We start from the raw sequence: 23,278 nt of genomic DNA, 5'->3' as shown, positions 1-23,278 counted from the left end.
CCGGCACCTGCAGATGATCGCGCTCGGCGGCATCATCGGCGCCAGTCTGTTCATCGGTAGCGGCGCCGTGATCTCCACCGTCGGGCCCGCAGCCGTGCTGTCCTACGCGTTGGGCGGGCTGATCGTCGTACTGGTGATGCGGATGCTCGGCGAAATGGCCACCGCCGCTCCCGCGCTCGGGTCGTTCATGGAGTACGCGCGGGCTTCGTTGGGCAACGGTGCGGGGTTCACCATCGGTTGGCTGTACTGGTACTACTGGGTCGGCGTCGTCGCCTTCGAGGCCGTGGTCGGCGCCGAGTTGGTGAACCCGCTGGTTCCCGCGGTGCCTCAGTGGGTGATCTCGCTGGTGCTGATGTTCCTGCTCACCGCGACGAACCTGGTTTCGGTCCGGTCTTTCGGGGAGACCGAGTTCTGGTTGGCGTCCATCAAGGTCATCACGATCGTGATCTTCTTGGTGTGCGGGACCATTTTCGTGCTCGGGATTTGGCCGGGGGCGGAGTTCTCGGTCGGCAACATCGCGCTCGACGGGTTCGTCGCCAAGGGCGGCTTCGCCGTGTTGCACGGCGTGGTCATCGTGATCTTCTCCTACTTCGGCACCGAGATCGTCACCATCGTGTCGTCCGAGTCCAACGAGCCGGAGAAGTCGGTCGCCAAGGCGACCAGGGCCGTGGTGTGGCGGGTGCTGCTGTTCTACGTGGGTTCGGTGACGTTGCTGGTGATGATCACGCCCTGGCAGGACATTCCCGCCGACGGCGACAGCCCGTACGCCGCTGCTTTCGCCCGGTTCGGGTTGCCCGCCGCCGAGGTCGTGGTGAACGTGGTGGTGTTCACCGCCGTGATCTCGGTGCTCAACTCCGGGCTCTACACCGCCTCGCGGATGCTCTTCGCCTTGCAGCGGCGCGGGTTCGCGCCGAGCTGGGTTCGCGATGTCAACGGTCGTGGGGTGCCGTGGAAGGCGATCCTGCTGTCCACTTTGATCGGATACGTCGCCGTCGCGGCCAGTTACGTCTCACCGGACACGATCTTCTACTTCATCATCAACTCCGCCGGGGCCGTCGCGTTGTTCATCTACGCGATCATCGCGCTCTCCCAGCTGCGAATGCGGCGGCGGCTGGAACGGGAGGCGCCGGAACGGCTGAAGTTGCGGATGTGGTTCTTCCCCTACTTGACCTGGGCCACCTTGATCGTGATCGCCGCGGTGATCGTCACGATGGGCGCCATCGCGGAGATCCGTTCGCAGCTCACCCTCAGCCTGATCAGCCTTGCCGCCATCGTGCTGATCTACCTGCTGTTCGTGCGGCGGCGGGCGGCTCGTCCTTGATCGGCCCGATGTCGCAATGGTCACGTCGCGTGTTTACCTCGGCGTGAAGTTGTACCCGGTAAGCTGCGGTTTCCGATGCAAACCGCATCGGCGGACCCGAGTTCTACTGGAGGACCCCGGTGACGACGCCGGCTGCCGAGGACACACGCGAGGCCAGGCCCGTCGAACGTCGCGTACTCGTGGCCGAGGACGAGGCGTTGATCAGGCTCGACCTGGTGGAAATGCTCCGCGAGGAGGGCTATCAGGTCGTCGGTGAGGCCGGGGACGGGCAGGAAGCCGTTCGGCTCGCCGAGGAGTTGCGCCCGGATCTGGTCATCCTGGACATCAAGATGCCGAAGATGGACGGCATCGAGGCCGCCTCCAACATCGCCGGTGAGCGCATCGCGCCGGTGGTGATCCTGACCGCGTTCAGCCAGCGCGACCTGGTCGAGCGGGCGCGCGACGCGGGGGCGATGGCCTACCTGGTCAAGCCGTTCGCCAAGCGCGACCTGGTGCCTGCCATCGAACTGGCGGTGTCCAGGTTCACCGAGGTGCAGGCGCTGGAGGCCGAGGTCGCCGACCTGACCGAGCGGCTGGAAGCGCGCAAGACCATCGAGCGGGCCAAGGGCCTGCTGATGAGCCAGCACAACCTCTCCGAGCCGGAGTCGTTCCGCTGGTTGCAGCGCACCGCCATGGACCGCCGGACCACCATGAAGGCGGTGGCCCAAGCGGTGCTGGAGAACCTCTCCTGAACACTGCTCACTGGCCGGGCGGCTGGTCGCGCAATGCGCAGGTCAGCCGCGCGGAGCAGGTTCGCCGACCCTGCTCGTCGGTGATCGCGATGTCGTAGGTCGCCGTCGTGCGTCCCTGGTGCAGGGGCGTGGCGACGCCGGTCACCACTCCTTCGGTGGCCGCGCGGTGGTGCGTGCAGGACAGCTCCAGGCCCACCGCGACCCGGTTCGCACCGGCGTGCAGGGCCGCGGCGATGGACCCGACGGTCTCGGCCAGCGCCGCGTTCGCCCCGCCGTGCAGCAGGCCGTACGGCTGGCGGTTACCGGCGACCGGCATCGTGCCGATCACTCGATCGGGGCCCCATTCGACGATCTCGATGCCCATCCGCTCGGTGAGCTGCTCGTCGGCAGCCCGCAGCACCGGGTCCGACCGGTCGTTCTCGCTGGTCGTCGCCTCACCGCTGTCGAGCGCAGCCACCCCTGGGTCCTCCTCCGCCTCCGGTCACACGGTGTCGGAGCTTCAGCCTAGACTCGCCGCCGTGACGGATTCCGAGGACCGACGCCTGCTGCTCATCGACGGCCACTCGATGGCCTACCGCGCCTTCTACGCCCTGCCGAAGGAGAACTTCCAGACCGGCACCGGGCAGCACACCAACGCGGTCTACGGCTTCACCTCGATGCTGATCAACCTGCTGCGCGACGAGCAGCCCACCCACCTCGCGGTCGCCTTCGACGTCTCCCGCAAGACCTTCCGCAGCGACGCCTACGCCGAGTACAAGGCCAACCGCGGCGCCACCCCGGACGAGTTCCGCGGCCAGGTCAGCCTCATCCAGGACGTCCTCGGGGCGCTGCACATCCCGGTGCTCAGCAAGGAGAACTACGAGGCCGACGACATCATCGCGACGTTGACGACGCAGGCCGCCGGGCAGGGCTTCCACGTCTCGATCTGTACTGGTGACCGGGATGCGCTGCAGCTGGTCACCGACGACGTCACGGTGCTGTACCCGACCAAGGGCGTCTCGGAGCTCACCCGCTTCACGCCGCAGGCCGTCGAGGACAAGTACGGCCTGACGCCGCAGCAGTACCCGGACTTCGCGGCGCTGCGCGGCGATCCGTCGGACAACCTGCCGAAGATCCCGGGCGTGGGGGAGAAGACCGTCACCAAGTGGATCCAGCAGTTCGGGTCGCTCGGCGAGCTGGTGGACCGGGTTGACGAGGTCAAGGGCAAGGTCGGCGATGCGCTGCGGGAGAACCTGTCGTCGGTGCTGCTCAACCGGCAGCTGACCGAGCTGGTGCGCGACGTCCCGCTGGAGGCCACGCCCGAACAGCTGGCGACGCGCCCCTGGGACCGCGACGCGGTGCACCGGCTGTTCGACGACCTGGAGTTCCGGGTGCTGCGCGACCGGCTGTTCGCGACGCTGTCCAGCGCCGAACCCGAGGTCGAGGAGGGCTTCGAGATCTCCGGTGGCGTGGTGCAGCCCGGCCAGCTCTCCGGGTGGCTGGACAAGCATGCCCGCAACGGCAACCGGGTCGGGCTCGCGTGCACCGGGCAGTGGGCGCGCGGCCGCGGTGATCTGGCCGGCATCGCCCTGGCCACCGCCGACGGCGCTGGTGCGTTCATCGACGTCACGGCCTTGACCGCGGACGACGAACAGGCGCTGGCGGCCTGGCTGGCCGATCCGGCGACCACCAAGGCGGCGCACGACGTCAAGGGCGCGCTGCACGCCATCCGCGACCGCGGTTGGACGCTGGCGGGCCTGACCAGCGACACCGCGCTGGCGGCGTACCTGGTGCGGCCGGGGCAGCGGTCCTTCGAACTGCCCGACCTCGTCGTCCGCTACCTGCAGCGCGAGCTGCGCGCGGAGCAGGGCGAGGACGACGGGCAGCTGTCACTGCTGGAAGACGAGGCGGAGTCCAGGGAGAAGGCCGCGGCGGCCGAGCTGGTCCGGGCGCGGGCGGTGGCCGAACTGGCTGACGCGCTCGATGCGGAGTTGGCGCGCATCGACAGCCGCAGCCTGCTCACCGATCTGGAGCTGCCGTTGCTGCTGGTGCTAAGCGAGTTGGAGAGCGCGGGCATCGCGGTGGACGCCGACCAGCTCGACGAACTGGGCGCGCACTTCGCGGCGCGCGTCAAGCAGGCCGCGCAGGACGCCTACGACGTGATCGGCAAGGAGATCAACCTCGGCTCGCCGAAGCAGTTGCAGGTGGTGCTCTTCGACGAGCTGAACATGCCGAAGACCAAGCGCACCAAGACCGGTTACACCACCGACGCGGAGGCGTTGCAGACGCTTTACGAGAAGACCGAGCACCCGTTCCTGCAGCACCTCCTGGAGCACCGCGACGCCACCCGGTTGAAGACCACTGTGGACGGTCTGGTGAAGTCCATTTCGGACGACGGGCGGATCCACACCACGCTGAACCAGACCATCGCGGCCACCGGGCGGCTGTCGTCGACCGAGCCGAACCTGCAGAACATCCCGATCCGCACCGAGGAAGGCCGCCGCATCCGGGAGGTCTTCGTGGTCGGCAGCGGCTACGCGGAGCTGATGACCGCCGACTACAGCCAGATCGAGATGCGCATCATGGCGCACCTCTCCGGCGACGAGGGGCTCATCGAGGCGTTCCGCACCGGTGAAGACCTGCACAACTACGTGGCTTCGCGGGCGTTCGGCGTGCCGATCCAGGAGGTCGACCACGAGTTGCGACGCCGGGTCAAGGCGATGTCCTACGGGTTGGCCTACGGCCTGTCGGCTTACGGGCTGGCGCAGCAGCTGCGGATCTCCGCCGAGGACGCCAAGGCGCAGATGGACGCCTACTTCGCGCGGTTCGGCCGGGTCCGCGACTACCTGCGGGAGGTCGTCGACCAGGCGCGCAAGGACGGCTACACCTCGACGATCCTGGGGCGTCGGCGGTACTTGCCGGATCTGACCAGCGACAACCGCCAGCGGCGGGAGATGGCCGAGCGGATGGCGCTCAACGCGCCGATCCAGGGCAGCGCCGCGGACATCATCAAGGTCGCGATGCTGGGCGTGCACCGTGCGTTGCGGGACAACGACATGCAGTCGCGGATGCTGTTGCAGGTGCACGACGAACTGATCATCGAGGTCGCCGACGGCGAGCGCGCCGAGGTGGAGAAGCTGGTGCGCGACCAGATGGGTTCGGCGTACCAGCTGGACGTGCCGCTGGAGGTTTCCGTCGGCGTGGGTCGGTCGTGGGACGCCGCCGCGCACTGAGCTGATCGGCGGAGCCGTCTTCGGATGGTGGACATCACCGTCGGCGGGCCCGCTTGCACGCGCCGCGCACCGGTGCGGATAGCCTGCCTAGGCGCTACCGGTCGCGACGGCGCGCACGGCCGTACCTTCCGGCGGGCGCGCAGAACGGTGCGGATACCCCGAATCCGCTTCCGCGCCAACCCCGAGGAGGAGCATGATCAGCATCGACAGAGTCGACCATCTGGTCCTCACCGTCGCCGATGTCGATCGAGCAGTGGAGTTCTACGAGCAGATCCTCGGCATGACGCCGGTGACCTTCCCCGGCGATCGACGGGCGGTGAGCTTCGGTCGGCAGACCATCAAGTTGCACGCGGCCAGCGAACTGGTGGAGCCGACCGCGACGCACCCGGTGCCCGGCTCGGCCAACCTGTGCTTCGTCACGGCCAGCCCGCTCGCCGAGGTCCAGGAACACCTGCGCGCCAACGAGGTGCGCATCGAAGAGGGTCCGGTTTCCCGGATCGGCGCGGAGGGCGCGATCACCTCGCTGTACCTGCGCGACCCGGACGGCAACCTGATCGAGATCGCCCGCTACGACGAGCCCGCCGACGAGGCCGTTGCCCAGTAGCAGATTCCGGTTTCGGAGAAATCAGTCCAAACTGGATATCCTTGCACTTGCTCGTGCACTGCCACGCATCTGAGCCTTGGGGTTCAGCCAGTTCCACCACCCGCGCTGGTGCGCGGAACGGGCGCGCGGAGCTAAAGGGACAGTTCGGGCTTGAGGCGGCTCGGGGTCCAGATCCGTTGGCGCCATGCCGCGATGGTGCTCAGCAGCAGCGCCGCGACCAGGTAGCAGAGCAGCACTGCGACCGCATTCGTCACCGACGCCGTACTGGCTCCGCCGTAGAGCAGGTGGCGCAGGCCGCTGACCACGTAGCTCAACGGCAGCACCTGGTGCAGCGGGTGCAGCGGTTCCGGGATCGTCTGCCACGGGAACGTGCCACCAGCCGTGACCAGCTGCAGCACCAGGATGACCAGGGCGATGAACTTGCCCTTCGGCCCGAACGCGGCGTTCAGCGAGTGCACCACCGCCGTGAAGGCGAACGAGGTCAGCACCAGGAACCCGAGCGTCCACCAGGCGTGCGCCGGGTGCACGCCCACCCCGAAGACCACGACGAGGTACAGCAGCACCGCCTGCACCAGGCCGACAGCGGCGGCGGGTAGCCAGCCGCCGAGCGCGATGCGCCACGGCGCGACACCGGCTGCGAGCGCGCGGCTGGACAGCGGTCGCATCAGCAGGAACAGCACGAAGCCGCCGATCCACAGCGCCAACCCCAGGAAGAACGGGGCCAGCCCGGCGCCGTAGGTGTCGGCCCGGACCTGGGCCTGGGTGTCGATGGCGACGGGGTCACCGATGGTGTCCGCGGTGGCGGTGCGGGTCCGCTCATCCGGGTTCGGGATGTCGTTCGCTCCCTTGCCCAGTTCCGCTGCCAGCGTGTTCGACCCGTCCGCGAGCTGACCCGAGCCGTCGGTCAGTTGCCTGGTGCCACCGGCGAGCTGGTCGGCTCCGCTGCTCAGCTGCCTGGTCCCGGCCAGGGCCTGCTGTTGGCCGTCGCGGAGCTGGTGCGCGCCGTCGTCGACCTGGGCCGCACCTTCAGCGAGGCGGCCGATGCCGCCGGTCATGGTCGGCGTCGCGTTGGCCAGCTGCCGGTTGCCGTCGGCGACCTGGCGGGATCCGTCGGCGAGCGCGCGCAGTTGGCCGACCTGCGTCTGGACCTTGCCGTTGGCCTCGGTAAGGGGGCTGCCCAGCTGGTCGAGGCTTGCGACGATGCGCTGCACCGTCGTCCCGTCCGTCCCGGCTTGGCGGAGCTGGTCGGCCAGGCGCGCCTTGGTCTCGTCCAGGTGGTCCGCGATTTCCTGCGAAACCCCGCCGAGCACTTCAGCTTTGGCCGCGAGTTCCTCGTTCCCCGCCGCGACCTGCTCCGCGCCGTCGGCGAGCTTCGCGGTCTGCTCGGGCAGTGCAGCGGTCGATCCGCGCAGCTCGTCCAGTCCATTGTGGAGCTTTTGGGTGCCGTCGGAGAGCTGGTTCGCACCCGCGGCGAGTTCGGTTTGGCCGTCGAGCAGTTCGCGGGCACCGGTGGACAGCTGCGCGGTGCCGCGTTCGGCTTGGCCCAGCCCGTCGTGGAGTTGCCCGGCGCCATCGGCGAGTTGGCCCGCGCCGTCGGCCGCTTCGACGGTTTTGTCGTGCACCGTGCTGAAGCCGAGCAGGAACTGGTTCGCGGCCTCGGTTCCGGCGTTGGCGGCTACCCCGTTGCGCACCTCGGAGGCCACCTTGTCGGCGATGGTTCCGACGAGGTAGTTGTTGGCGTCATTGGTGATCAGCTGGAGCTTCGCCTGCCGTGGTGCGAAGTCGGCGGGGGAGAGCAGGGCAGCGGAGAAGTCCTTCGGCACCACCAGCGCGAACGTGTAGCGGCCGCTGGCGACACCGTCCCCGGCCTGCTGCTCGTCGGTGCGTTGCCAGTCGAAGGTGCCGGATTCGACGAGTTCCCGGTACACGTCCTGACCGGCCCGCAGCTGACTGCCGTCGTCACGCCGCGCACCAGCGTCGTCGATGACCACGGCCGCGGGCACGGAGTCGAGCTTTCCGTAGGGATCCCAGTTCGCGTAGATGTACATCGCGCCGTACAGCAGCGGCACCAGGGTGACCGCGAGCAGCGCGAGTTTTGGCAGTTTGCCCGAAGTGAGGCGGCGCAGTTCGGTGGCAGCGAGCCGGAAACTAGTCATCGCAGACCTTCAACGAGATCCAAAGTGGACGTTTCGAGGTTGTCCGCGCCGATCCGAGCGGGCGCGATGCCCAGCTTGTCGGCGGAGTGCGGGGAGCAGAGGACGATGACGGCCATGCCGCGCTCGGCGCAGCGGGTCGCCAGCGAGCACCAACCGGTCGGGTCGCCGCCGTGGCGGTCGGGGCAGTCCAGCACCAGGGCCTTGGTCGAGCGTGCCGCGCAGCCGAGTCCGACCAGCAGTCGGGTGCGTTCGAACCCGGCGAGGTGCTCGAACCGCTCGTTGCCCGCGGCTGCGTGAGCCGACAGCCACTCGCGGACCTTGCGCCGCCCTGATCCGCGACCCGCGAGGCTCAAACCCTCGGCGACCACGTCGCGCACCGGCAGCGCACCGTCCGGCTCGCTGATCTGCGGCGCGTCGACGACCGCGACGCTGCGCCGCTGCGCATTCGCGTCGATGGCGCCGTCCAGGCGGACGGTGCCGCGACTGGGGCGCAGTCGGCCGGACAGCGCCAAGGCCAGCGCGGTGCGCCCGGAGTTCGGGTCACCGGTCACCAGCAGGACGTGACCGCTGCGCACGCGCAGCGAGGTGGGCGCCAGCAGCGGTCCATGCGCTCCGGTGACCTCGACGCCGGTGGCGACGATCTCCACGCCGACTCCTCGACTCTCACGGCCGGTGCGTCGGCCGGGCGAGCGTCAGCGCAGCGCGGTGGCCGGGCGCACCTCCCACATCGTCCACAGTGGCCGGTATCCCTGGCGGGGCCAGAACACCGAGGACAGCGGGTTGGGCGGGTTGTAGTACAGGAAGCTGCCGACGACTCCGGCGCGCGCGAACTCGTTGTGCGCCAAGGTCATCAGCAGTTGGCCGACGCCGGTGCCGCGGACCTTTTCCTGCACCGACACGCAGTTGACGTACGCCCACGTGCCGGACCGGAGCCGGTAGCCGCTGGGGGACTTGGCGGTGTCGACCCAGCCGCATTCCGCGACCGCGACCGGCGTCCCGTCCTGCTCCGCCAGCCACACCGGATCGCTGGAGTGCAGGCGCACGTGCGCAGCGGTCCGCTTCAGCCGCGGAGCGTCGGGGCGGTACGTCGACGTACCGACCAGGGCGGCGTATTCGAGCTCGGCCAGGGTGAGTTCGACGACGGCGTCCAGGTCGGCCGGTCCGGCGCGACGCACTTTTACGGTACCAGACAGTTTCGTATCTGGAGCGGGGCTGGGGGGCCGCACGGCCAGGCAGGAAAGCGGGAGGAAGCCGTGGTCGAGCAGGGCCCGCGTCGCCGCGACGTCCCGGCTCGGCCACACGACCATGCAGGACGAGTTGGGCCCCGGTGAGGTGTGCGTCGCCAGCCATCCGCGCCACGCCCGCAACAGCGCGTCCATGCCCGCCCGCGGCTGCTCGCCGACGATCGGGAAGAGTTCGAAGACCTCGCCCGCCTGCCAGAGGCTCTGCGCCGATCCGGGCGGATTGGTGTGCCGCACGACGAGCCCGGCCGCGGTGCCGCCGTCGGGGATCCGGGCCACGATCGGCTCGCCGTCGGACGGCAACTGGTGGGTGTCCGGCAACTGCGGGTCCAACGCGGCCAGCCGCGCGAACTGCGCCTGCATCAACTCCTGTGCCGTCGCCAAAACATCTCCCTAGGCGTCGAGGGCGCAGACGAAGATCGCCGTGCCGGGGAACAGCCGACCGCGAAGCGGACTCCACTGCCCCCAGACCTGAGTGTGCCCCTCCGGCCACTCCGGTTCGACCAGATCCACCAGCCGGAGTCCGGCGGCGTGCAACTGGCGGACGTAGTCGCCGAGGGTGCGGTGGTGCTCCACGTAGGTGGCCCGGCCGATGCGGTCGACTTCCAGGTACGGCGTCCGGTCGAAGTAGGAGTGGGTCGCGGTCAACCCGGTCGGCCCCGGATCGTCGGGAAAGATCCACCGCATCGGGTGGGTCACCGCGAAAACCCACCGGCCGCCCGACCGCAGCACCCGCGCGACCTCCCGGAACACGGCCTCGGAGTCGGCCACGAACGGCACCCCGCCGAAGGCCGAACAAGCCAGGTCGAAGGATTCGTCGGCGAACGGCAGGCTGTCCGCGCTCGCCTGCACCAACGGCACCGCGGTGCCGCTGCGCTCGCCGCACTCGACGGCATGCCGCAGCATTCCGGCCGAGATGTCCAAGCCGACCGGATGCGCACCCTGGTCGGCCAGCCATCGGGAGCAGGAAGCCGCGCCGCAGCCCACCTCCAGCACCCGCTTACCGCGCACGTCGCCGAGCAGCCCGGCCCGCTGCTCGCGCAGCCGCTCCGGGCACCAGACGAAGTCGCTTTCGCCGAGGAACGCACCGTGCTCGGCTTGGTAGTCGTCGGCGTCGGCATCCCACCAGAGTCGGCTCGCGGACCGCGATTCCGCCGCGCCCACGGTGCGTTTGGTCACACCGGTTGTGCCCAACAACTGTTCTGCCGAGCTACCCTGGGTTTCGTCGCCTGCTGGCTCGTCGGCTCGTGTCAAGGGTTCTCCTCGCCGATAGTGGGTACTGCTCGGACGTGAGCATTGTCCTCGTCCGGGACCCGCTGGTCGTCGAGGAGCACGGTAGTTTGCCCGGCGATCGAGAAAGCGCGTACGATACCGCCCGCGCCGTGGGTCTTTTGTCGGCGGCTCTTCTGCACCGGGTCACCCGGCGGTGGGGGCCGGTCGGGAAGCGGAATCTCCTGGTCCAGCAAGCCAGCTGGTCTTGGCCGGATGCCCGTGGCGCGGCAACAATGTAGATCCAGCGACCAACCTATCCGTACCGGAGCAACCCACCTGATGTCCACCGACACCACCACCGTCCCGACTGCAGCCGCCACCAAGCCGCAGGTCGCAGTGAACGACGTCGGGACGGAGGAGGACTTCCTCGCCGCCGTCGACCAGACCATCAAGTACTTCAACGATGGGGACATTGTTGAGGGCACCATCGTCAAGGTCGATCGCGACGAAGTGCTGCTCGACATCGGCTACAAGACCGAGGGCGTCATCCCCTCCCGCGAGCTGTCGATCAAGCACGACGTCGATCCTGCCGAGGTCGTCACCGTCGGCGACTTCGTCGAGGCGCTTGTTCTCCAGAAGGAGGACAAGGAAGGCCGACTGATCCTCTCCAAGAAGCGCGCTCAGTACGAGCGCGCCTGGGGCACCATCGAGGAGCTCAAGGAGAAGGACGAGCCGGTGCGCGGCACCGTCATCGAGGTCGTCAAGGGCGGTCTCATCCTCGACATCGGACTGCGCGGCTTCCTGCCCGCCTCGCTGGTGGAGATGCGCCGCGTCCGCGACCTGCAGCCCTACGTCGGCCGCGAGCTCGAAGCGAAGATCATCGAGCTGGACAAGAACCGCAACAACGTGGTGCTGTCCCGTCGCGCCTGGCTGGAGCAGACCCAGTCCGAGGTCCGCAGCGAGTTCCTCAACCAGCTGCAGAAGGGCCAGGTCCGCAAGGGCGTCGTGTCCTCCATCGTCAACTTCGGTGCGTTCGTCGACCTCGGTGGTGTCGATGGTCTGGTGCACGTCTCGGAGCTGTCCTGGAAGCACATCGACCACCCGAGCGAGGTCGTCGAGGTCGGCCAGGAAGTCACCGTCGAGGTGCTCGACGTGGACATGGACCGGGAGCGCGTGTCGCTGTCGCTGAAGGCGACCCAGGAAGACCCGTGGCGGCAGTTCGCCCGCACCCACGCGATCGGCCAGATCGTGCCGGGCAAGGTCACCAAGCTGGTGCCCTTCGGCGCGTTCGTCCGGGTCGACGAGGGCATCGAGGGTCTGGTGCACATCTCCGAGCTGGCCGAGCGCCACGTGGAGATTCCGGAGCAGGTCGTCCAGGTCGGCGACGAGGTGATGATCAAGGTCATCGACATCGACCTGGAGCGTCGCCGGATCTCGCTGTCGCTGAAGCAGGCCAACGAGGGCTTCAGCCCCGACTCGGACTTCGACCCCACCCAGTACGGGATGACCGCCGAGTACGACAACGAGGGCAACTACATCTACCCCGAGGGCTTCGACCCGGAGACCGAGGAGTGGCAGGAAGGCTACGAGAAGCAGCGTGAGGAATGGGAGCGGCAGTACGCCGAGGCCCACACGCGCTACGAGAAGCACATCGCCCAGATCACCAAGGCCCGCCAGGCCGACGCGGAGGCCGCCGCGGCCGCCGCTGCCGGTGGCGGCGAGGAGCAGCAGCCCAGCAGCGGTGGTGGCAACTACTCGTCGAACTCCAACGACGAGCAGGACAGCGGCTCGCTGGCCAGCGACGCGCAGCTGGCGGCCCTGCGGGAGAAGCTCTCCGGCGGTGCGTGACGCCTGAACGGTAGCAACGACCGGCCCCGCGCCTTTCGAGGTGCGGGGCCGTTGTCGTGAGTGAAGGGCACCTGTGACCGGCTAAGAACGCGCGGATTGGGCATGTCGAGGGGGTCGTCAGGCAAGCGGCGTCAGCCGCTTCCTCCCACCCTCGCAGCTGGCACCGCCGCGGGTTCTCAGAGGTTTTCTCGCGAGGACAGCCCCGACGTGGTGTATTTGGACATACATGATGTCGGGGATCCCACAGCGAGAAGACCTCTGAGGTTCCGCTACCCGCACCGCCACGCAAGCCAATCCGCGCACCCTCTAAGTCGGTCGAAGGTGCCCTTCACTTCGTCCTCGCGCCCGGTGGGAACGCGGTGTGGTTTGGTCCGGGCCGGTTGGGCGCTCACGACCCCTGGCAGGATGGGCGGCGTGTTGCGGGTGGGACTCAGCGGTGGCATCGGGTCGGGGAAGTCGACAGTGGCTCGGCGGTTGGTGGAGCGCGGCGCTGTGCTCATCGACTCCGATGTGCTGGCTCGCGAAGTGGTGCAGCCGGGCAGCCCGGGGCTGGCCGAGCTCGTCGAGCGGTTCGGGTCGGAGATCCTGGACACCGACGGGGCGTTGAACCGTCCAGCGTTGGCCGAGAAGGTCTTCGGCGACACTGCGGCGCGCGCCGACCTCAATGCCATCACGCATCCCAAGATCCGCGATCTGACGGCCGAGCGGATGGCGCAGGCACCGGCCGACGCGATCGTCGTGCACGACGTGCCGTTGCTGGTCGAGGTCGGCTATGCGCCGAACTACCACCTGGTGATCATCGTCGACGCGCCGGAGCTGGACCGGGTGCGGCGGCTGGTCGACCGCGGCTTGGCCGAGCAGGACGCGCGCGCCCGCATCGCCGCGCAGGCCACCGACGAGCAGCGTCGCGAGGTCGCCGACGTGTGGTTGGACAACAGCGGCCCGGTCGATGACGTGCTGGCGCAGGTCGACGAGCTGTGGCAGCACCGGCTGGTGCCGTTCGAGGAGAACGTGCGGCTGCGCCAACGCCCGCCGAAGCGCGCACCGAAGCTCGTCGAGTCGGATCCGGAGTGGCCCAGGCAGGCCCGGCGGCTGATCGCGCGGATCGAGCGGGCTGCTGGGAACGAGGCGGTGCGGGTAGACCACATCGGCTCCACCTCGGTGCCCGGACTTCCCGCGAAGGACATCATCGACCTGCAGCTGACCGTCCGTTCGCTGGCGGACGCCGACGCGCTCGCCGATCCGCTGGGCGAGGCCGGTTTCCCGGTGCTGTCGGACATCCGCGGCGACACCCCGCACAGCTTCGCGCCGGACCCGGCGCTCTGGGCGAAGCGAGTCCACGTCTCGGCCGACCCCGGCCGCTACGCGAACCTGCACGTGCGCGTCGAGGGCACCCCCGCCTGGCGCCTGGCGCTGCTGTTCCCCGCCTGGCTGCGCGCCGACGAGGCGATCCGCGACGAATACTTGAACCTCAAGCGCGAAGTAGCGGCACGGCACGCGACCGACCCGAGCCACGATGCCTACGCGGAAGCCAAGGAACCCTGGATGGCCGAAGCCCTCCCCAAAGCCCTGCAATGGGCCGACCAGACCGGCTGGACCCCGTAACGAGCGATCTTTTCGGAGTGAGGGGCACCTGTGACCCACTTACTTGGTCACGGGTGCCCCTCACCCTTCGCCAATTGGGTGATCACCAGGCTTCGAAGATGCCTCGGTAGGCGAGCCACTGGTTGATGTCCCGGTGGCGGGTGACTTCCTCCAGGGTGCGGTGCACCGTGCGCAGTGCGTAGTCGGCCTCGCTGAGCCGGATCATGCCGCTGGCCACCGCCGCCGCGAACTCGGCGGCGTGCGTGATCCGCGCGCGGCGGTCCTCGCCGACCTCCAGGCCGAGCAGCAGGTCTGTAGTGGTCCACGACCGGGTTTCGCGTTCGATGTGGACCGCGGTGAGCGTGCTGGGACCCGGTAGCGAATGCCTGCTGCGCGGGCGGTAGCGGGTCAGCCGCAGCCCGAGTTCGGGCAGCAGCCAGGTGATCTCGGCGTCGTGCTCCACAGCGTCCGGCGTCGAACACTCCACGGCGAGTCCCCAGCGCTCGACATGGCAGACGTCCAACTGCGCGACGACCCCCGAAGGCTGCCTACGCCGCGAGCTGAAGACGTCGATGACTTCCACCAATTGAGGAGAAATCGCAGCGCTCACGGCGTCAGACAGTAACGGCAAAACCGCGCCCTAAGATCAACAGTAGCCGTTTTTAACGTAACTTTTTGGAGCTCGTAGAGTATCGATTCCGCTGGTGCGCCCGCTGTCACCGGGTTGGCGGTAGCTTTCGCTGCCCAGGCACGAGATCCTCGATAGGTTGCCCACGCCAGGACAGCTCAATTGCGTTGTCCCGCAACCATTTCGCCAGATCGTATTGGTGCCGGGCAAGCCCGTCCACGGCTTCGCAGGCGTGCCGCATCGCGCGTTCCGCGGTCTCGGCGTCCAACAATTTCGCCTGCACGGCGACCACGAATTCGTCGATGTCCAACAACTGCGCCGAGCGCCGATCCCGCACCGCGATGTCCAGGTAGTAATCAACGGTGCGCCACCGCTGCTCGCCCGGTTCGATGTCCACCACGTCCAGGTAGAAGTCGATTTCCTCGGCATGACCCGGGTGCCAGTACCAGCGCGTCACGCGCAGCCCCAGCTCGGGCAGCAACCACGATTCGAGGGCGGCGAGGCGGGGATGGCCCGGCATGCTGCGGGCGAGATAAAGACCGAACGGCTCGCGGCGATATTCCGCTACCATGCGCACGCGGCCTTTGGGGTCGGTGTTGGTACCTGCGGACAGGTCGAAGACCTCGACCTTCGGCGGGTGGACGGGCAGACCGAGCTGTTCGGCGATCTCGCGCTGCGTGGTCACCCTGCCACTGTATTGCGGCGGGCGCGACGTCCGAAGGTCGTCGCGCCCGCTTTCTGTTTGCGACTTGTGATGCGTCACCTCCGATCAGTCGGGGTCAGGTCGTCGCGCGGGAGGCCATGGCCGGAGCCATCGTCCCCAAGCCCGCGAGGATCAGGACTGCCCCACCGATCACGTTGCACAGGACCGTGCTGAGCGTGATGGCGGTGCCGCTCAGCACGAACACGGCCACGATCGTCCACGCACCCAGCACCGGACAGGTCCAGGCGATGCCGTGCGTGCGGTGGTAGGCGGCCGCGAAGGAGAGCCCGAGAACGGTGGCGGTCAGGCCGGTGATCAGGTTGTTCAGCGCCAACGACGGAGTCAAGGCGGCGAACCCGGTGATCCACGGCGACAATGCGACGAACAGGCCACCGAGCACGGTGAGTCCGTCCGCCACCTGAGCGGTTGGTGTTTCGGAAGCCCGCTCGTAGCGCAGGCGCATCTCGGTGAGATCCGGATGCCCAGCGATAGGTGTGCTGCCCGACATCACACCACCTCCAGCACTGGGGTGACGCAATCCATTATCTTCCCTGGTAGCCGTTTGAGCACCCCGTGACGCAGCACGATGTCGGGGTGGGCTCGTACATTGGTTGTCGTGGCATTCGCGACTGAGCACCCCGTACTGGCGCACTCCGAGTTTCGGCCGGTCAGCGACATCCCGCGGATCGACGGCCGGTTCCGCATGGTCAGCGACTACCGACCGGCCGGTGACCAGCCGCAGGCGATCGAGGAGTTGGAGCGGCGCATCTCCTCCGGGGAGAAGGACGTCGTGCTGCTCGGCGCCACCGGTACCGGCAAGTCGGCGACCACCGCGTGGCTGATCGAGCGCGTCCAGCGGCCCACCCTGGTGCTGGAGCCGAACAAGACGCTGGCCGCCCAGATGGCCAACGAGCTGCGCGGCTTCTTCCCGGACAACGCCGTCGAGTACTTCGTCAGCTACTACGACTACTACCAGCCCGAGGCGTACGTCCCGCAGACCGACACCTACATCGAGAAGGACTCCTCGATCAACGAGGACGTCGAACGGTTGCGGCACTCCGCGACGTCGAACCTGCTCAGCCGCCGCGACTGCGTGGTGGTCTCGTCGGTGTCGTGCATCTACGGCCTGGGCACGCCGCAGTCGTACCTGGACCGGTCCATCCCGCTGGAGGTCGGTGGTGAGATAGACCGCGACGTGTTCCTGCGCGCGCTGGTGGACGTGCAGTACACCCGCAACGACATCGCGTTCGCCCGCGGCACGTTCCGGGTGCGCGGGGACACCGTGGAGATCATCCCGGCCTACGAGGAGCTCGCGGTGCGCGTGGAGTTCTTCGGCGACGAGATCGACCGGCTGCACTACCTGCACCCGCTGACCGGCGAGATCGTGCGCGAGGTGCGGGACCTGCGGATCTTCCCTGCGACGCACTACGTGGCCGATGCGCAGCGGATGGACAAGGCCATCCGCGGCATCGAGCAGGAGCTCGAAGAGCGGCTGGGCACGTTGGAGAAGCAGAACAAACTGCTGGAGGCGCAGCGGCTGCGGATGCGCACCCAGTACGACATCGAGATGATGCGCCAGGTCGGGTTCTGCTCCGGTATCGAGAACTACTCGCGGCACATCGACGACCGCCCCGCCGGGTCGGCGCCAGCGACCCTGATCGACTACTTCCCGGACGACTTCCTGCTGGTCATCGACGAGTCGCACTACACGGTGCCGCAGATCGGCGGCATGTACGAGGGCGACGCGTCCCGCAAGCGGACCCTGGTAGAGCACGGCTTCCGGCTGCCCAGCGCGCTGGACAACCGGCCGCTGACCTTCGAGGAGTTCACCGACCGGATCGGCCAGTCGGTGTACCTGTCGGCGACGCCGGGGCCATATGAGATGGCGCAGGCCGGTGGCGAGTTCGTCGAGCAGGTGATTCGGCCGACCGGGCTGATCGACCCCGAGGTGATCGTCAAGCCCACCGAGGGCCAGATCGACGACCTGGTGCACGAGATCCGGGAGCGCGCCGACCGCGACGAGCGGGTGCTGGTCACCACGTTGACCAAGAAGATGGCCGAGGACCTCACCGACTACCTGCTGGAGCTGGGCATCCGGGTGCGGTACCTGCACTCCGAGGTCGACACCCTGCGGCGGGTGGAGCTGCTGCGCCAGCTGCGGCTGGGGGAGTACGACGTGCTGATCGGCATCAACCTGCTGCGCGAGGGACTGGACCTGCCGGAGGTCTCGCTGGTGTCCATCCTGGACGCCGACAAGGAGGGATTCCTGCGCTCCGGCACCAGTTTGGTGCAGACGATCGGCCGCGCGGCGCGGAACGTTTCGGGCCAGGTGCACATGTACGCGGACCGGATCACCGACTCGATGCAGCACGCCATCGACGAGACCAACCGGCGCCGCGCCAAGCAGATGGCTTACAACGAGGAGCGCGGCATCGATCCGCAGCCGCTGCGCAAGAAGATCGCCGACATCCTGGACCGGGTGTACTCCGAGTCGGAGGACACCGAGGAGTCGGTGGCCGTCGGCGGGTCGGGCCGCAACGTCTCGCGCGGCAAGAAGCCCACCGGGGAGGCCGTGGCCAGCTCCGGGCTGCTCGAGGACCGGGACATCAAGTCGATGCCGCGCGCCGAACTGGCGGACCTGGTGCAGCAGCTCAACGACCAGATGATGAACGCGGCCCGCGAACTCCAGTTCGAGCTCGCCGCCCGACTCCGCGACGAGATCCACGACCTCAAGAAGGAACTCCGCGGCATGGACGCCGCAGGCATCAAGTGACGACGCGCCCCTGCGCTAGCGTGGCCGTCAGATGATCACAACCGATGCCGGGGGAGCCGTCATGCACGTCGTCATCGTCGGTGGTGGCATCGCGGGCACTGCCGCCGCGCTGGCGTTGGACAAAGCCGGATTCAGCGTGAGCGTGCACGAGGCGCATGCGGACAGCGGGGCGGACATCGGAGCCTTCCTGACGCTGGCGGACAACGGGATGCGCGCGCTCCGCGAGATCGGCGTCGTCCCGCAGGCGGGTTTCCCGCTGACCGCGCTGCGCCTGACCGGCAGCTCCGGCGAGGAGCTGGCCGTTTCCGCACTAGGTGGGGCCTACCGCTGCGTCCGTCGCGCTGAGCTGTGCGAGTTGCTGCAGGCAGAGGTTCGAAGCCGTGGTCTCCGCATCGAGCACGGCGCGCGATTCGTTTCCGCCGAACAGGACGGAGACCGGGTGGTGGCGCGGTTCGCCGACGGCCGGGAGGCTGCGGGCGACCTGCTCATCGGGGCAGATGGGCTGAATTCCGCGGTCCGCGCGCTGCTCGACCCGGTGCCGAAGCGCTACGCGGGCCAGCAGGTCTTCTACGGCTACTCCGACCGCGCCGAGCCGCCGCACGAGCCGGAGCACATCGAGATGGTCCGGGGCAGCGGCAGTTCCTTCGGCTACGCGGTATCGCCCGAGGGGCGGACGTACTGGTTCGCCAGGCTTGCGGCGCCCCCGCTGGACGGCGCTGAGACCGCGGCGGCCATGCGCACCCGGCTGCTCGCGGCGCTGCGGCCGGACGCGACGCCGACGGCAGACATCGTCGCAGCGACCGACGATGTGCTCGTCACCAACGCCCACGACCTGGTTCCCACACCGCGTTGGCGCAGTGGTCGCGTGCTGCTCATCGGCGACGCGGCACACGCGGCGTCCCCGGCGACCGGGCAGGGCGCGTCGATGGCGTTCGAGGACGCGGTGGTCCTGGCGAAGTCGTTGCGCGACAACCTAGGTCTGGACGGCTACGAACGCCTGCGTCGTCCGCGGGTCGAGCGCAACATCGTGCGCAGCGCACAGCTGACCGCTGCGCTCGCCCCGGACCACGTGGAACGGGGCGATGAGGTCGAACGGCTGCGGCTGCGCCACGGTGACGTGCCTGCCGAGGATGACCCGCTGGGGTTGTTGGACTGGGACGCCGAACTGCCTTCGTGATGTGACGCAGGCACGGCATCGCCCGGTCCTTGCTGAGGCGTGCCGCGATCCGAACGCGCCGACGGACCGATCGCCCTGCCGTGCCGCGTGAGCGTGACCGAACAGCTGCCCCGTGTCGGACAGGTCGTCAGCTGGTGATGTCCTTGTGTTGGAAGCGCCAGATCGCCAGTGCGGTGAACGCGGTTGCGTAGGCCAAGGCGGAGAAGGCGCCGTGGGTCATCGCCGTCCAGTCGATGTCTTCGCTCAGCAGATCCGCGTACGCCGTCGAGTAGTGCGTCGGCAGGTAGCTCCGCAGGTCTCCGAGAGCGGTGATCTGGTCGAGGATCTCGGACAGGATCGACACCAACACCGCGCCGCCGACCGCGCCCAGCGGCGCGTCCGTGCTTACGCTCAGCCACAGCGCCAGTCCCGCGATCCAGGTCAGGTGCACCGCCAGGTACACCGTCGCCACCGCCAAACTCAGCACTCCAGCCGGGAACGGCACCGCTTCGCCGGTGGTGCTGATCAGCTCCCCACCGCCGTACCACAGCAGGCCCACTCCGAGCGCCACCGCGACGAGCAGCAACAGCCCGCATCCCGCCAGCAGCGCTGAAACCACGGCTTTCTGCCGGAGCAACCGCATTCGCGGAACCGGCGCCGCCAGCAGGTACTTCAGGCTCGACCAGGACGCCTCGCTGGCCACCGTGTCACCGAAGAACAGCGCCACCACCACGACCAGCAGGAAGTTGGTCGACGCGAACAGGGTGAACACCGCGAAGTTCAGGCCGCTGGCGGTGGCCATGTCGGCCAGCGTCCGGCCACCGCGCGAACCGTCGTCGCCGATCTCGAACGCCAGCAACAGCAGGAACGGCAGCACCGCGAGGAAACCCAACGCCAACCGGGTGCGGCGGCGACGCAGCTGGCGGCCCAGTTCCACCCGCACCGGCAGCGTTCGCTTCGCCCGATAGCCCTCGACGCTGCCGTCGGCCTGGACCGCGTGGCGGCGGCTGGAGCGGACCAGCGCCGTCTCCGCCGTGTCCAACTGCCCGACCTTGGCCTGTTCGGAGTCGGTCACCGGTGATCCTCCCCGACCAGCTGCAAGAAAGCGTCCTCCAACCGACGTCGCGGCCCCACCTGGTGCACCGAGACCCCGGAGGCGACCAGCACGTTGACCGCCACCGCCGCCGGATGCCCGGCGAGGTTGGCGTGCACCAGGTCGCCGTCGGTCTCCACCAAACCGAGCCCTTCGATGGTGCGCAGCGCCTCGGCGGCCTGCTCCGGTTCGTCGACCCGGAAGGTCGCTTCACCGTCGACCGACACGATGTCCGCCACGCTCCCCGTCGCCACCAGCCGACCGTCGTGCATCACCACCACGTGCGTGCAGGTCTGCTCGACTTCGGCGAGCAGGTGGCTGGACACCAGCACGGCGCGGCCAGTGGCCGCGTAGCGGCGCAGGATCTCGCGCATCTGGTGGATCTGCGGCGGGTCCAGGCCGTTGGTCGGCTCGTCGAGCACCAGCAACTCGGGTAGCCCGAGCATCGCCTGCGCGATCGCCAACCGCTGCTTCATGCCCTGGCTGTACGTGCGCACCCGACGGCGGGCCGCGGTGCCGAGCCCGGCGATCCGCAGCACCTCGTCGAAGCGGGCCTGCAACATCGGCCGCCCGGTAGCCGCCCAGAAGTACCGCAGGTTGTCCAAACCGGACAGATGCGGCAGGAAACCCGGCGCCTCCACGAGCGAACCCACTCGGGACAGCACCGGCGCACCCGCGACCAACCGGTGGCCGAACACCCGGACCTGCCCGGAACTGGGTTGCAGCAGTCCCAGCAGCATGCGCAGCGTCGTCGTCTTGCCCGCCCCGTTGGGGCCCAGCAGCCCGACGATCTGGCCGCGCTCGACGCGGATAGACAGGTCGCGGACCGCGGTGGGCTTGTCCGGATACGACTTGGTCAGCCCGGCGATCATCAGCGGCGTGTCGCTCAGCAGCGGGTCGACGTCGTCGGTGCTCTTGCGGCGGATCAGCGAGACCAGCCAGACCAGCAGTACCAGCGCGATGATGGCGCCGATGCCGACCAGCGGTGCCACCGGTACCACGTTGGCGCTCGCCGTGGCGCCGCGCACCGACGGGATCGACACCGCGCGGTCACCGGCCAGGCCGATGCGGTGCACCGCCGGTTCCGTCGGCACCGCGTACGCCTGGTCGGTGGTCGCCACCGCCAGCTCCAGCCGGTGGCCGGTCTCCAGCGGGTGCACCACGCCCGGCAGCGCTACATCCACCTCGACCGGGGTGCCATCCGGCGGGATGTTGGTGACGTGCAGCGGCGACACGGCGTTGCCGATCAGGCTGCGCTGCTGGTCCGGGCCGACGTCGTAGAGCTTGGCGAACAGCACCGCGTCCCCGGTGGCGGGCTGGCCCGGCACCGACGCGACCGAAAGCCGGGTGCGCGCCGCGCCGGAGATCAACAGCTGGTTGTCCAGCGGTTCGGTGCGGAACACCGCGACCTGGCCCGGCAGGTCGCGGGCCAGCGATTGGCCGAGGGTGCCCGCGGCGTCCAGCACCTCGCCCGCACCCGGCAGCGAGCTGGTGGCGGCCGGGTTGCCACCAGGTGGGTTGACCACCTGCGTGACCGGCCCGGCCAGCGGCAGCGCGAAGCGCGGGGTGCGCTCCGCCTGCACACCCGGATAGGCGGGTGCGGACACCGTGCGGACCGGGATCTCGCCGTCGCGCTGGGGCCGACCGGCGATGTCGTAGTCGAAGCCGGTGCCGGGGTCGGGCACCGGCGGCACCCCGCCGAGGTGGAAGGCGAACCAGTCCGCGATGCGTTCCCGCAGCGCCGGACCGGGCGGACCGCCGTCGTGGCCACCGGCGAACCAGATCGTCTTGACCTTGCCGCCCGCCGCGGTGATCTGCCGGGCGTTGGCATCGGCTTGGTCCAGGCCGAACAGGGTGTCCCGTTCGCCCTGCACCAGCAGCGTCGGGACCTCGATGTTGGCGGTGACGGACTTGGGGGAGACCTTGTCGAGCAGGTCGAGCGTCGCCTGCCCGGCCCGCCCGGTCTGGGCCACCTCGGTGTAGGCCGCGCACACCTGCGGGGTGAAGTTCCCGCAGGTCAGCGGCTGGTCTTGGGATTCGGTGCGCAGGCCGGGGGAGCCGCCGTCCGGGGACGGCAACGCCTGCGACCGGTCGCCGACGCGTTGTTCCGGGGAGCTGCCCGCCGAGAACAGCAGGCCCGCCCAAGCCTGTTTGAACACGCCCTGACCGTTGGACGAGCTCCCGGCCGGGGTGTCGGTGTTGATCCGGTCGTGGGAGGCGTCGTTGGGCAGCAACGCCTGGCCGAGGTCGTTGTAGGTCATCACCGGCGCGATCGCATCGACGCGGCGGTCGGTGCCCGCCAGCAGCAGGCTCAGCGCGCCGCCGTAGGAGCCGCCGGTGACGCCGACCCGCGGATCGCCTTCGTGGTCGCGCAGCACTTCGGGCTGGCGCGCCAGCCAGTCCAGCAGTTGGCGCGCGTCGGCTACCTCGTAGTCGGGGTCGTTCAGCGCGATCTTGCCGGTGCTGCGGCCGAAGCCGCGGGAGGAGTACGTGAGCACGGTGAACCCGCGCCGGGCCAGTTCCTGCGCCTGGGCTGCGGTGTCGTTCTTGCTGCCGCCGAAGCCGTGCGCGAGCAGGATCGCCGGTGCCGGGGTGTCTGCCGGGGCGAACAGCGTTACGTCGATTTGCACCCGCTCGTTGTCGTTGGGGCCATCCAGCACGTCCAACATCGCCTCCCGCGGCGCTTCCGGGGCGGCGGCCGGTTGTTCCTCACCGGACCAGAGGAATGCGCCGAGCAGCACCAGGGCGATGCAGGACAGGGCGACCAGGACGAGGCCCCTGCGGCGACGGGGGGAGGCGGACACGCTTTTGACAGTAGGGGAAGACAGCGGCACCAGTTCCATCCAGAAGCGGGCGAAGACAAGACGCTATGAAGCAGAGACCAAACAGCAACCGGACACATCGTCGTGCCGGGCGCCGAGGCCGTGCCGCATCCCCGAGTGCGGTCCCGGTGTGGCCGGGCGGTGGTGATCTTAACGATGTTCCGTTGAGACGCAATGATCCCGTTGCCGTCTTC

Annotated in this window: 18 protein-coding genes; 8 read left to right on the top strand and 10 right to left on the bottom strand. The window is 68.9% G+C overall.

Going from position 1 to position 23,278, the window contains the following annotated elements:
• Positions 1 to 13 precede the first annotated feature (13 nt).
• Both MOQ72_RS30770 and MOQ72_RS30765 read left to right on the top strand, forming a co-directional pair.
• Complete coding sequence (locus tag MOQ72_RS30770) at positions 14 to 1,321, top strand: amino acid permease (RefSeq protein WP_242189269.1); 1,308 nt, start codon at positions 14 to 16, stop codon at positions 1,319 to 1,321.
• 119 nt (positions 1,322 to 1,440) lie between these two features.
• Positions 1,441 to 2,052 (top strand): ANTAR domain-containing response regulator, encoded by a 612-nt coding sequence (locus MOQ72_RS30765; protein WP_242189247.1) that lies wholly within the window; start codon positions 1,441 to 1,443, stop codon positions 2,050 to 2,052.
• Positions 2,053 to 2,059: 7 nt separating this feature from the next.
• Here the strand turns inward: MOQ72_RS30765 and MOQ72_RS30760 are convergent, their stop codons facing one another.
• A complete protein-coding gene (locus MOQ72_RS30760; RefSeq protein WP_242189268.1) occupies positions 2,060 to 2,416 on the bottom strand; it encodes a PaaI family thioesterase in 357 nt (118 codons plus the stop codon).
• Positions 2,417 to 2,618: 202 nt separating this feature from the next.
• Between MOQ72_RS30760 and polA the strand changes: the two genes are divergently transcribed.
• Both polA and MOQ72_RS30750 read left to right on the top strand, forming a co-directional pair.
• Complete coding sequence (gene polA, locus MOQ72_RS30755; RefSeq protein ID WP_242189267.1) at positions 2,619 to 5,264, top strand: DNA polymerase I; 2,646 nt, start codon at positions 2,619 to 2,621, stop codon at positions 5,262 to 5,264.
• Between the two features lie 193 nt (positions 5,265 to 5,457).
• Positions 5,458 to 5,868, top strand: a complete 411-nt coding sequence (locus tag MOQ72_RS30750) for a VOC family protein (protein WP_242189246.1) — start codon at positions 5,458 to 5,460, stop codon at positions 5,866 to 5,868.
• Between the two features lie 131 nt (positions 5,869 to 5,999).
• On the opposite strand, the gene MOQ72_RS30745 is transcribed toward MOQ72_RS30750, so the two are convergent.
• Genes MOQ72_RS30745 through MOQ72_RS30730 form a run of 4 tightly spaced genes read right to left on the bottom strand, consistent with a single transcriptional unit; the run spans position 6,000 to position 10,519 of the window.
• Complete coding sequence (locus tag MOQ72_RS30745; protein ID WP_242189245.1) at positions 6,000 to 8,024, bottom strand: YhgE/Pip domain-containing protein; 2,025 nt, start codon at positions 8,022 to 8,024, stop codon at positions 6,000 to 6,002.
• On the bottom strand, positions 8,021 to 8,671 hold the full coding sequence (locus tag MOQ72_RS30740) for an ATP-binding cassette domain-containing protein (protein WP_242189244.1): 651 nt from the start codon (positions 8,669 to 8,671) through the stop codon (positions 8,021 to 8,023). The genes MOQ72_RS30745 and MOQ72_RS30740 overlap by 4 nt, the downstream gene beginning before the upstream one ends.
• Positions 8,672 to 8,716: 45 nt before the next feature.
• Positions 8,717 to 9,649, bottom strand: coding sequence for a GNAT family N-acetyltransferase (locus MOQ72_RS30735; protein ID WP_242189243.1), 933 nt, complete (start codon positions 9,647 to 9,649; stop codon positions 8,717 to 8,719).
• Positions 9,650 to 9,658: 9 nt separating this feature from the next.
• Positions 9,659 to 10,519, bottom strand: coding sequence for a class I SAM-dependent methyltransferase (locus MOQ72_RS30730; RefSeq protein WP_242189242.1), 861 nt, complete (start codon positions 10,517 to 10,519; stop codon positions 9,659 to 9,661).
• Positions 10,520 to 10,816: 297 nt separating this feature from the next.
• Between MOQ72_RS30730 and rpsA the strand changes: the two genes are divergently transcribed.
• Positions 10,817 to 12,325: a 30S ribosomal protein S1 gene (gene rpsA / locus MOQ72_RS30725; protein WP_242189241.1), complete on the top strand. Its 1,509-nt coding sequence runs from the start codon at positions 10,817 to 10,819 to the stop codon at positions 12,323 to 12,325.
• 414 nt (positions 12,326 to 12,739) lie between these two features.
• Positions 12,740 to 13,930 (top strand): dephospho-CoA kinase, encoded by a 1,191-nt coding sequence (gene coaE, locus MOQ72_RS30720; RefSeq protein WP_242189240.1) that lies wholly within the window; start codon positions 12,740 to 12,742, stop codon positions 13,928 to 13,930.
• A gap of 82 nt (positions 13,931 to 14,012) precedes the next feature.
• On the opposite strand, the gene MOQ72_RS30715 is transcribed toward coaE, so the two are convergent.
• The 3 genes from MOQ72_RS30715 to MOQ72_RS30705 form a co-directional block, all read right to left on the bottom strand.
• Positions 14,013 to 14,519 carry a DUF402 domain-containing protein gene (locus tag MOQ72_RS30715; RefSeq protein ID WP_242189239.1) on the bottom strand — a complete coding sequence of 169 codons (507 nt, stop codon included), beginning with the start codon at positions 14,517 to 14,519 and terminating at the stop codon, positions 14,013 to 14,015.
• A gap of 106 nt (positions 14,520 to 14,625) precedes the next feature.
• Complete coding sequence (locus MOQ72_RS30710; protein ID WP_242189238.1) at positions 14,626 to 15,222, bottom strand: ribonuclease FAU-1 family protein; 597 nt, start codon at positions 15,220 to 15,222, stop codon at positions 14,626 to 14,628.
• 94 nt (positions 15,223 to 15,316) lie between these two features.
• Positions 15,317 to 15,748 carry an SPW repeat protein gene (locus MOQ72_RS30705; protein WP_242189237.1) on the bottom strand — a complete coding sequence of 144 codons (432 nt, stop codon included), beginning with the start codon at positions 15,746 to 15,748 and terminating at the stop codon, positions 15,317 to 15,319.
• A 108-nt stretch (positions 15,749 to 15,856) separates the two neighbouring features.
• Between MOQ72_RS30705 and uvrB the strand changes: the two genes are divergently transcribed.
• Together uvrB and MOQ72_RS30695 are read left to right on the top strand one after the other, a co-directional pair.
• The gene (uvrB, locus tag MOQ72_RS30700) at positions 15,857 to 18,013 is read left to right on the top strand and encodes an excinuclease ABC subunit UvrB (protein WP_308197996.1); all 2,157 of its coding nucleotides are present in this window, start codon (positions 15,857 to 15,859) and stop codon (positions 18,011 to 18,013) included.
• A 31-nt stretch (positions 18,014 to 18,044) separates the two neighbouring features.
• Positions 18,045 to 19,190, top strand: a complete 1,146-nt coding sequence (locus MOQ72_RS30695; RefSeq protein WP_242189236.1) for an FAD-dependent oxidoreductase — start codon at positions 18,045 to 18,047, stop codon at positions 19,188 to 19,190.
• A 127-nt stretch (positions 19,191 to 19,317) separates the two neighbouring features.
• Here MOQ72_RS30695 and MOQ72_RS30690 read toward each other — a convergent pair whose 3' ends face one another.
• Both MOQ72_RS30690 and MOQ72_RS30685 read right to left on the bottom strand, forming a co-directional pair.
• On the bottom strand, positions 19,318 to 20,244 hold the full coding sequence (locus MOQ72_RS30690; protein ID WP_372495586.1) for a DUF2705 family protein: 927 nt from the start codon (positions 20,242 to 20,244) through the stop codon (positions 19,318 to 19,320).
• Entirely contained in the window at positions 20,241 to 23,105 is a 2,865-nt protein-coding gene (locus MOQ72_RS30685) for an alpha/beta fold hydrolase (RefSeq protein ID WP_443706323.1), read from the bottom strand. Before MOQ72_RS30685 ends, MOQ72_RS30690 begins: the two co-directional genes overlap by 4 nt.
• Between the last annotated feature and the right edge of the window lie 173 nt (positions 23,106 to 23,278).

The sequence above is a fragment of the Saccharopolyspora soli genome (genome assembly GCF_022678645.1).
GTDB classification, from domain to species: Bacteria; Actinomycetota; Actinomycetes; order Mycobacteriales; family Pseudonocardiaceae; genus Saccharopolyspora; species Saccharopolyspora soli.
The sequence above is the reverse complement of the archived record's forward strand: the minus strand, read 5'-3'. Positions and strand labels throughout refer to the sequence as shown.

Bases quoted from the DNA above. Each gene is read 5' to 3' on its own strand.
- MOQ72_RS30770 (WP_242189269.1), top strand. From the start codon at position 14: ATGATCGCGCTCGGCGGCATCATCGGCGCCAGTCTGTTCATCGGTAGC.
- MOQ72_RS30760 (WP_242189268.1), bottom strand. From the start codon at position 2,416: ATGGGCATCGAGATCGTCGAATGGGGCCCCGATCGAGTGATCGGCACG.
- polA (WP_242189267.1), top strand. From the start codon at position 2,619: ATGGCCTACCGCGCCTTCTACGCCCTGCCGAAGGAGAACTTCCAGACC.
- MOQ72_RS30750 (WP_242189246.1), top strand. From the start codon at position 5,458: ATGATCAGCATCGACAGAGTCGACCATCTGGTCCTCACCGTCGCCGAT.
- MOQ72_RS30745 (WP_242189245.1), bottom strand. From the start codon at position 8,024: ATGACTAGTTTCCGGCTCGCTGCCACCGAACTGCGCCGCCTCACTTCG.
- rpsA (WP_242189241.1), top strand. From the start codon at position 10,817: ATGTCCACCGACACCACCACCGTCCCGACTGCAGCCGCCACCAAGCCG.
- MOQ72_RS30705 (WP_242189237.1), bottom strand. From the start codon at position 15,748: ATGTCGGGCAGCACACCTATCGCTGGGCATCCGGATCTCACCGAGATG.
- MOQ72_RS30695 (WP_242189236.1), top strand. From the start codon at position 18,045: ATGATCACAACCGATGCCGGGGGAGCCGTCATGCACGTCGTCATCGTC.
- MOQ72_RS30685 (WP_443706323.1), bottom strand. From the start codon at position 23,105: ATGGAACTGGTGCCGCTGTCTTCCCCTACTGTCAAAAGCGTGTCCGCC.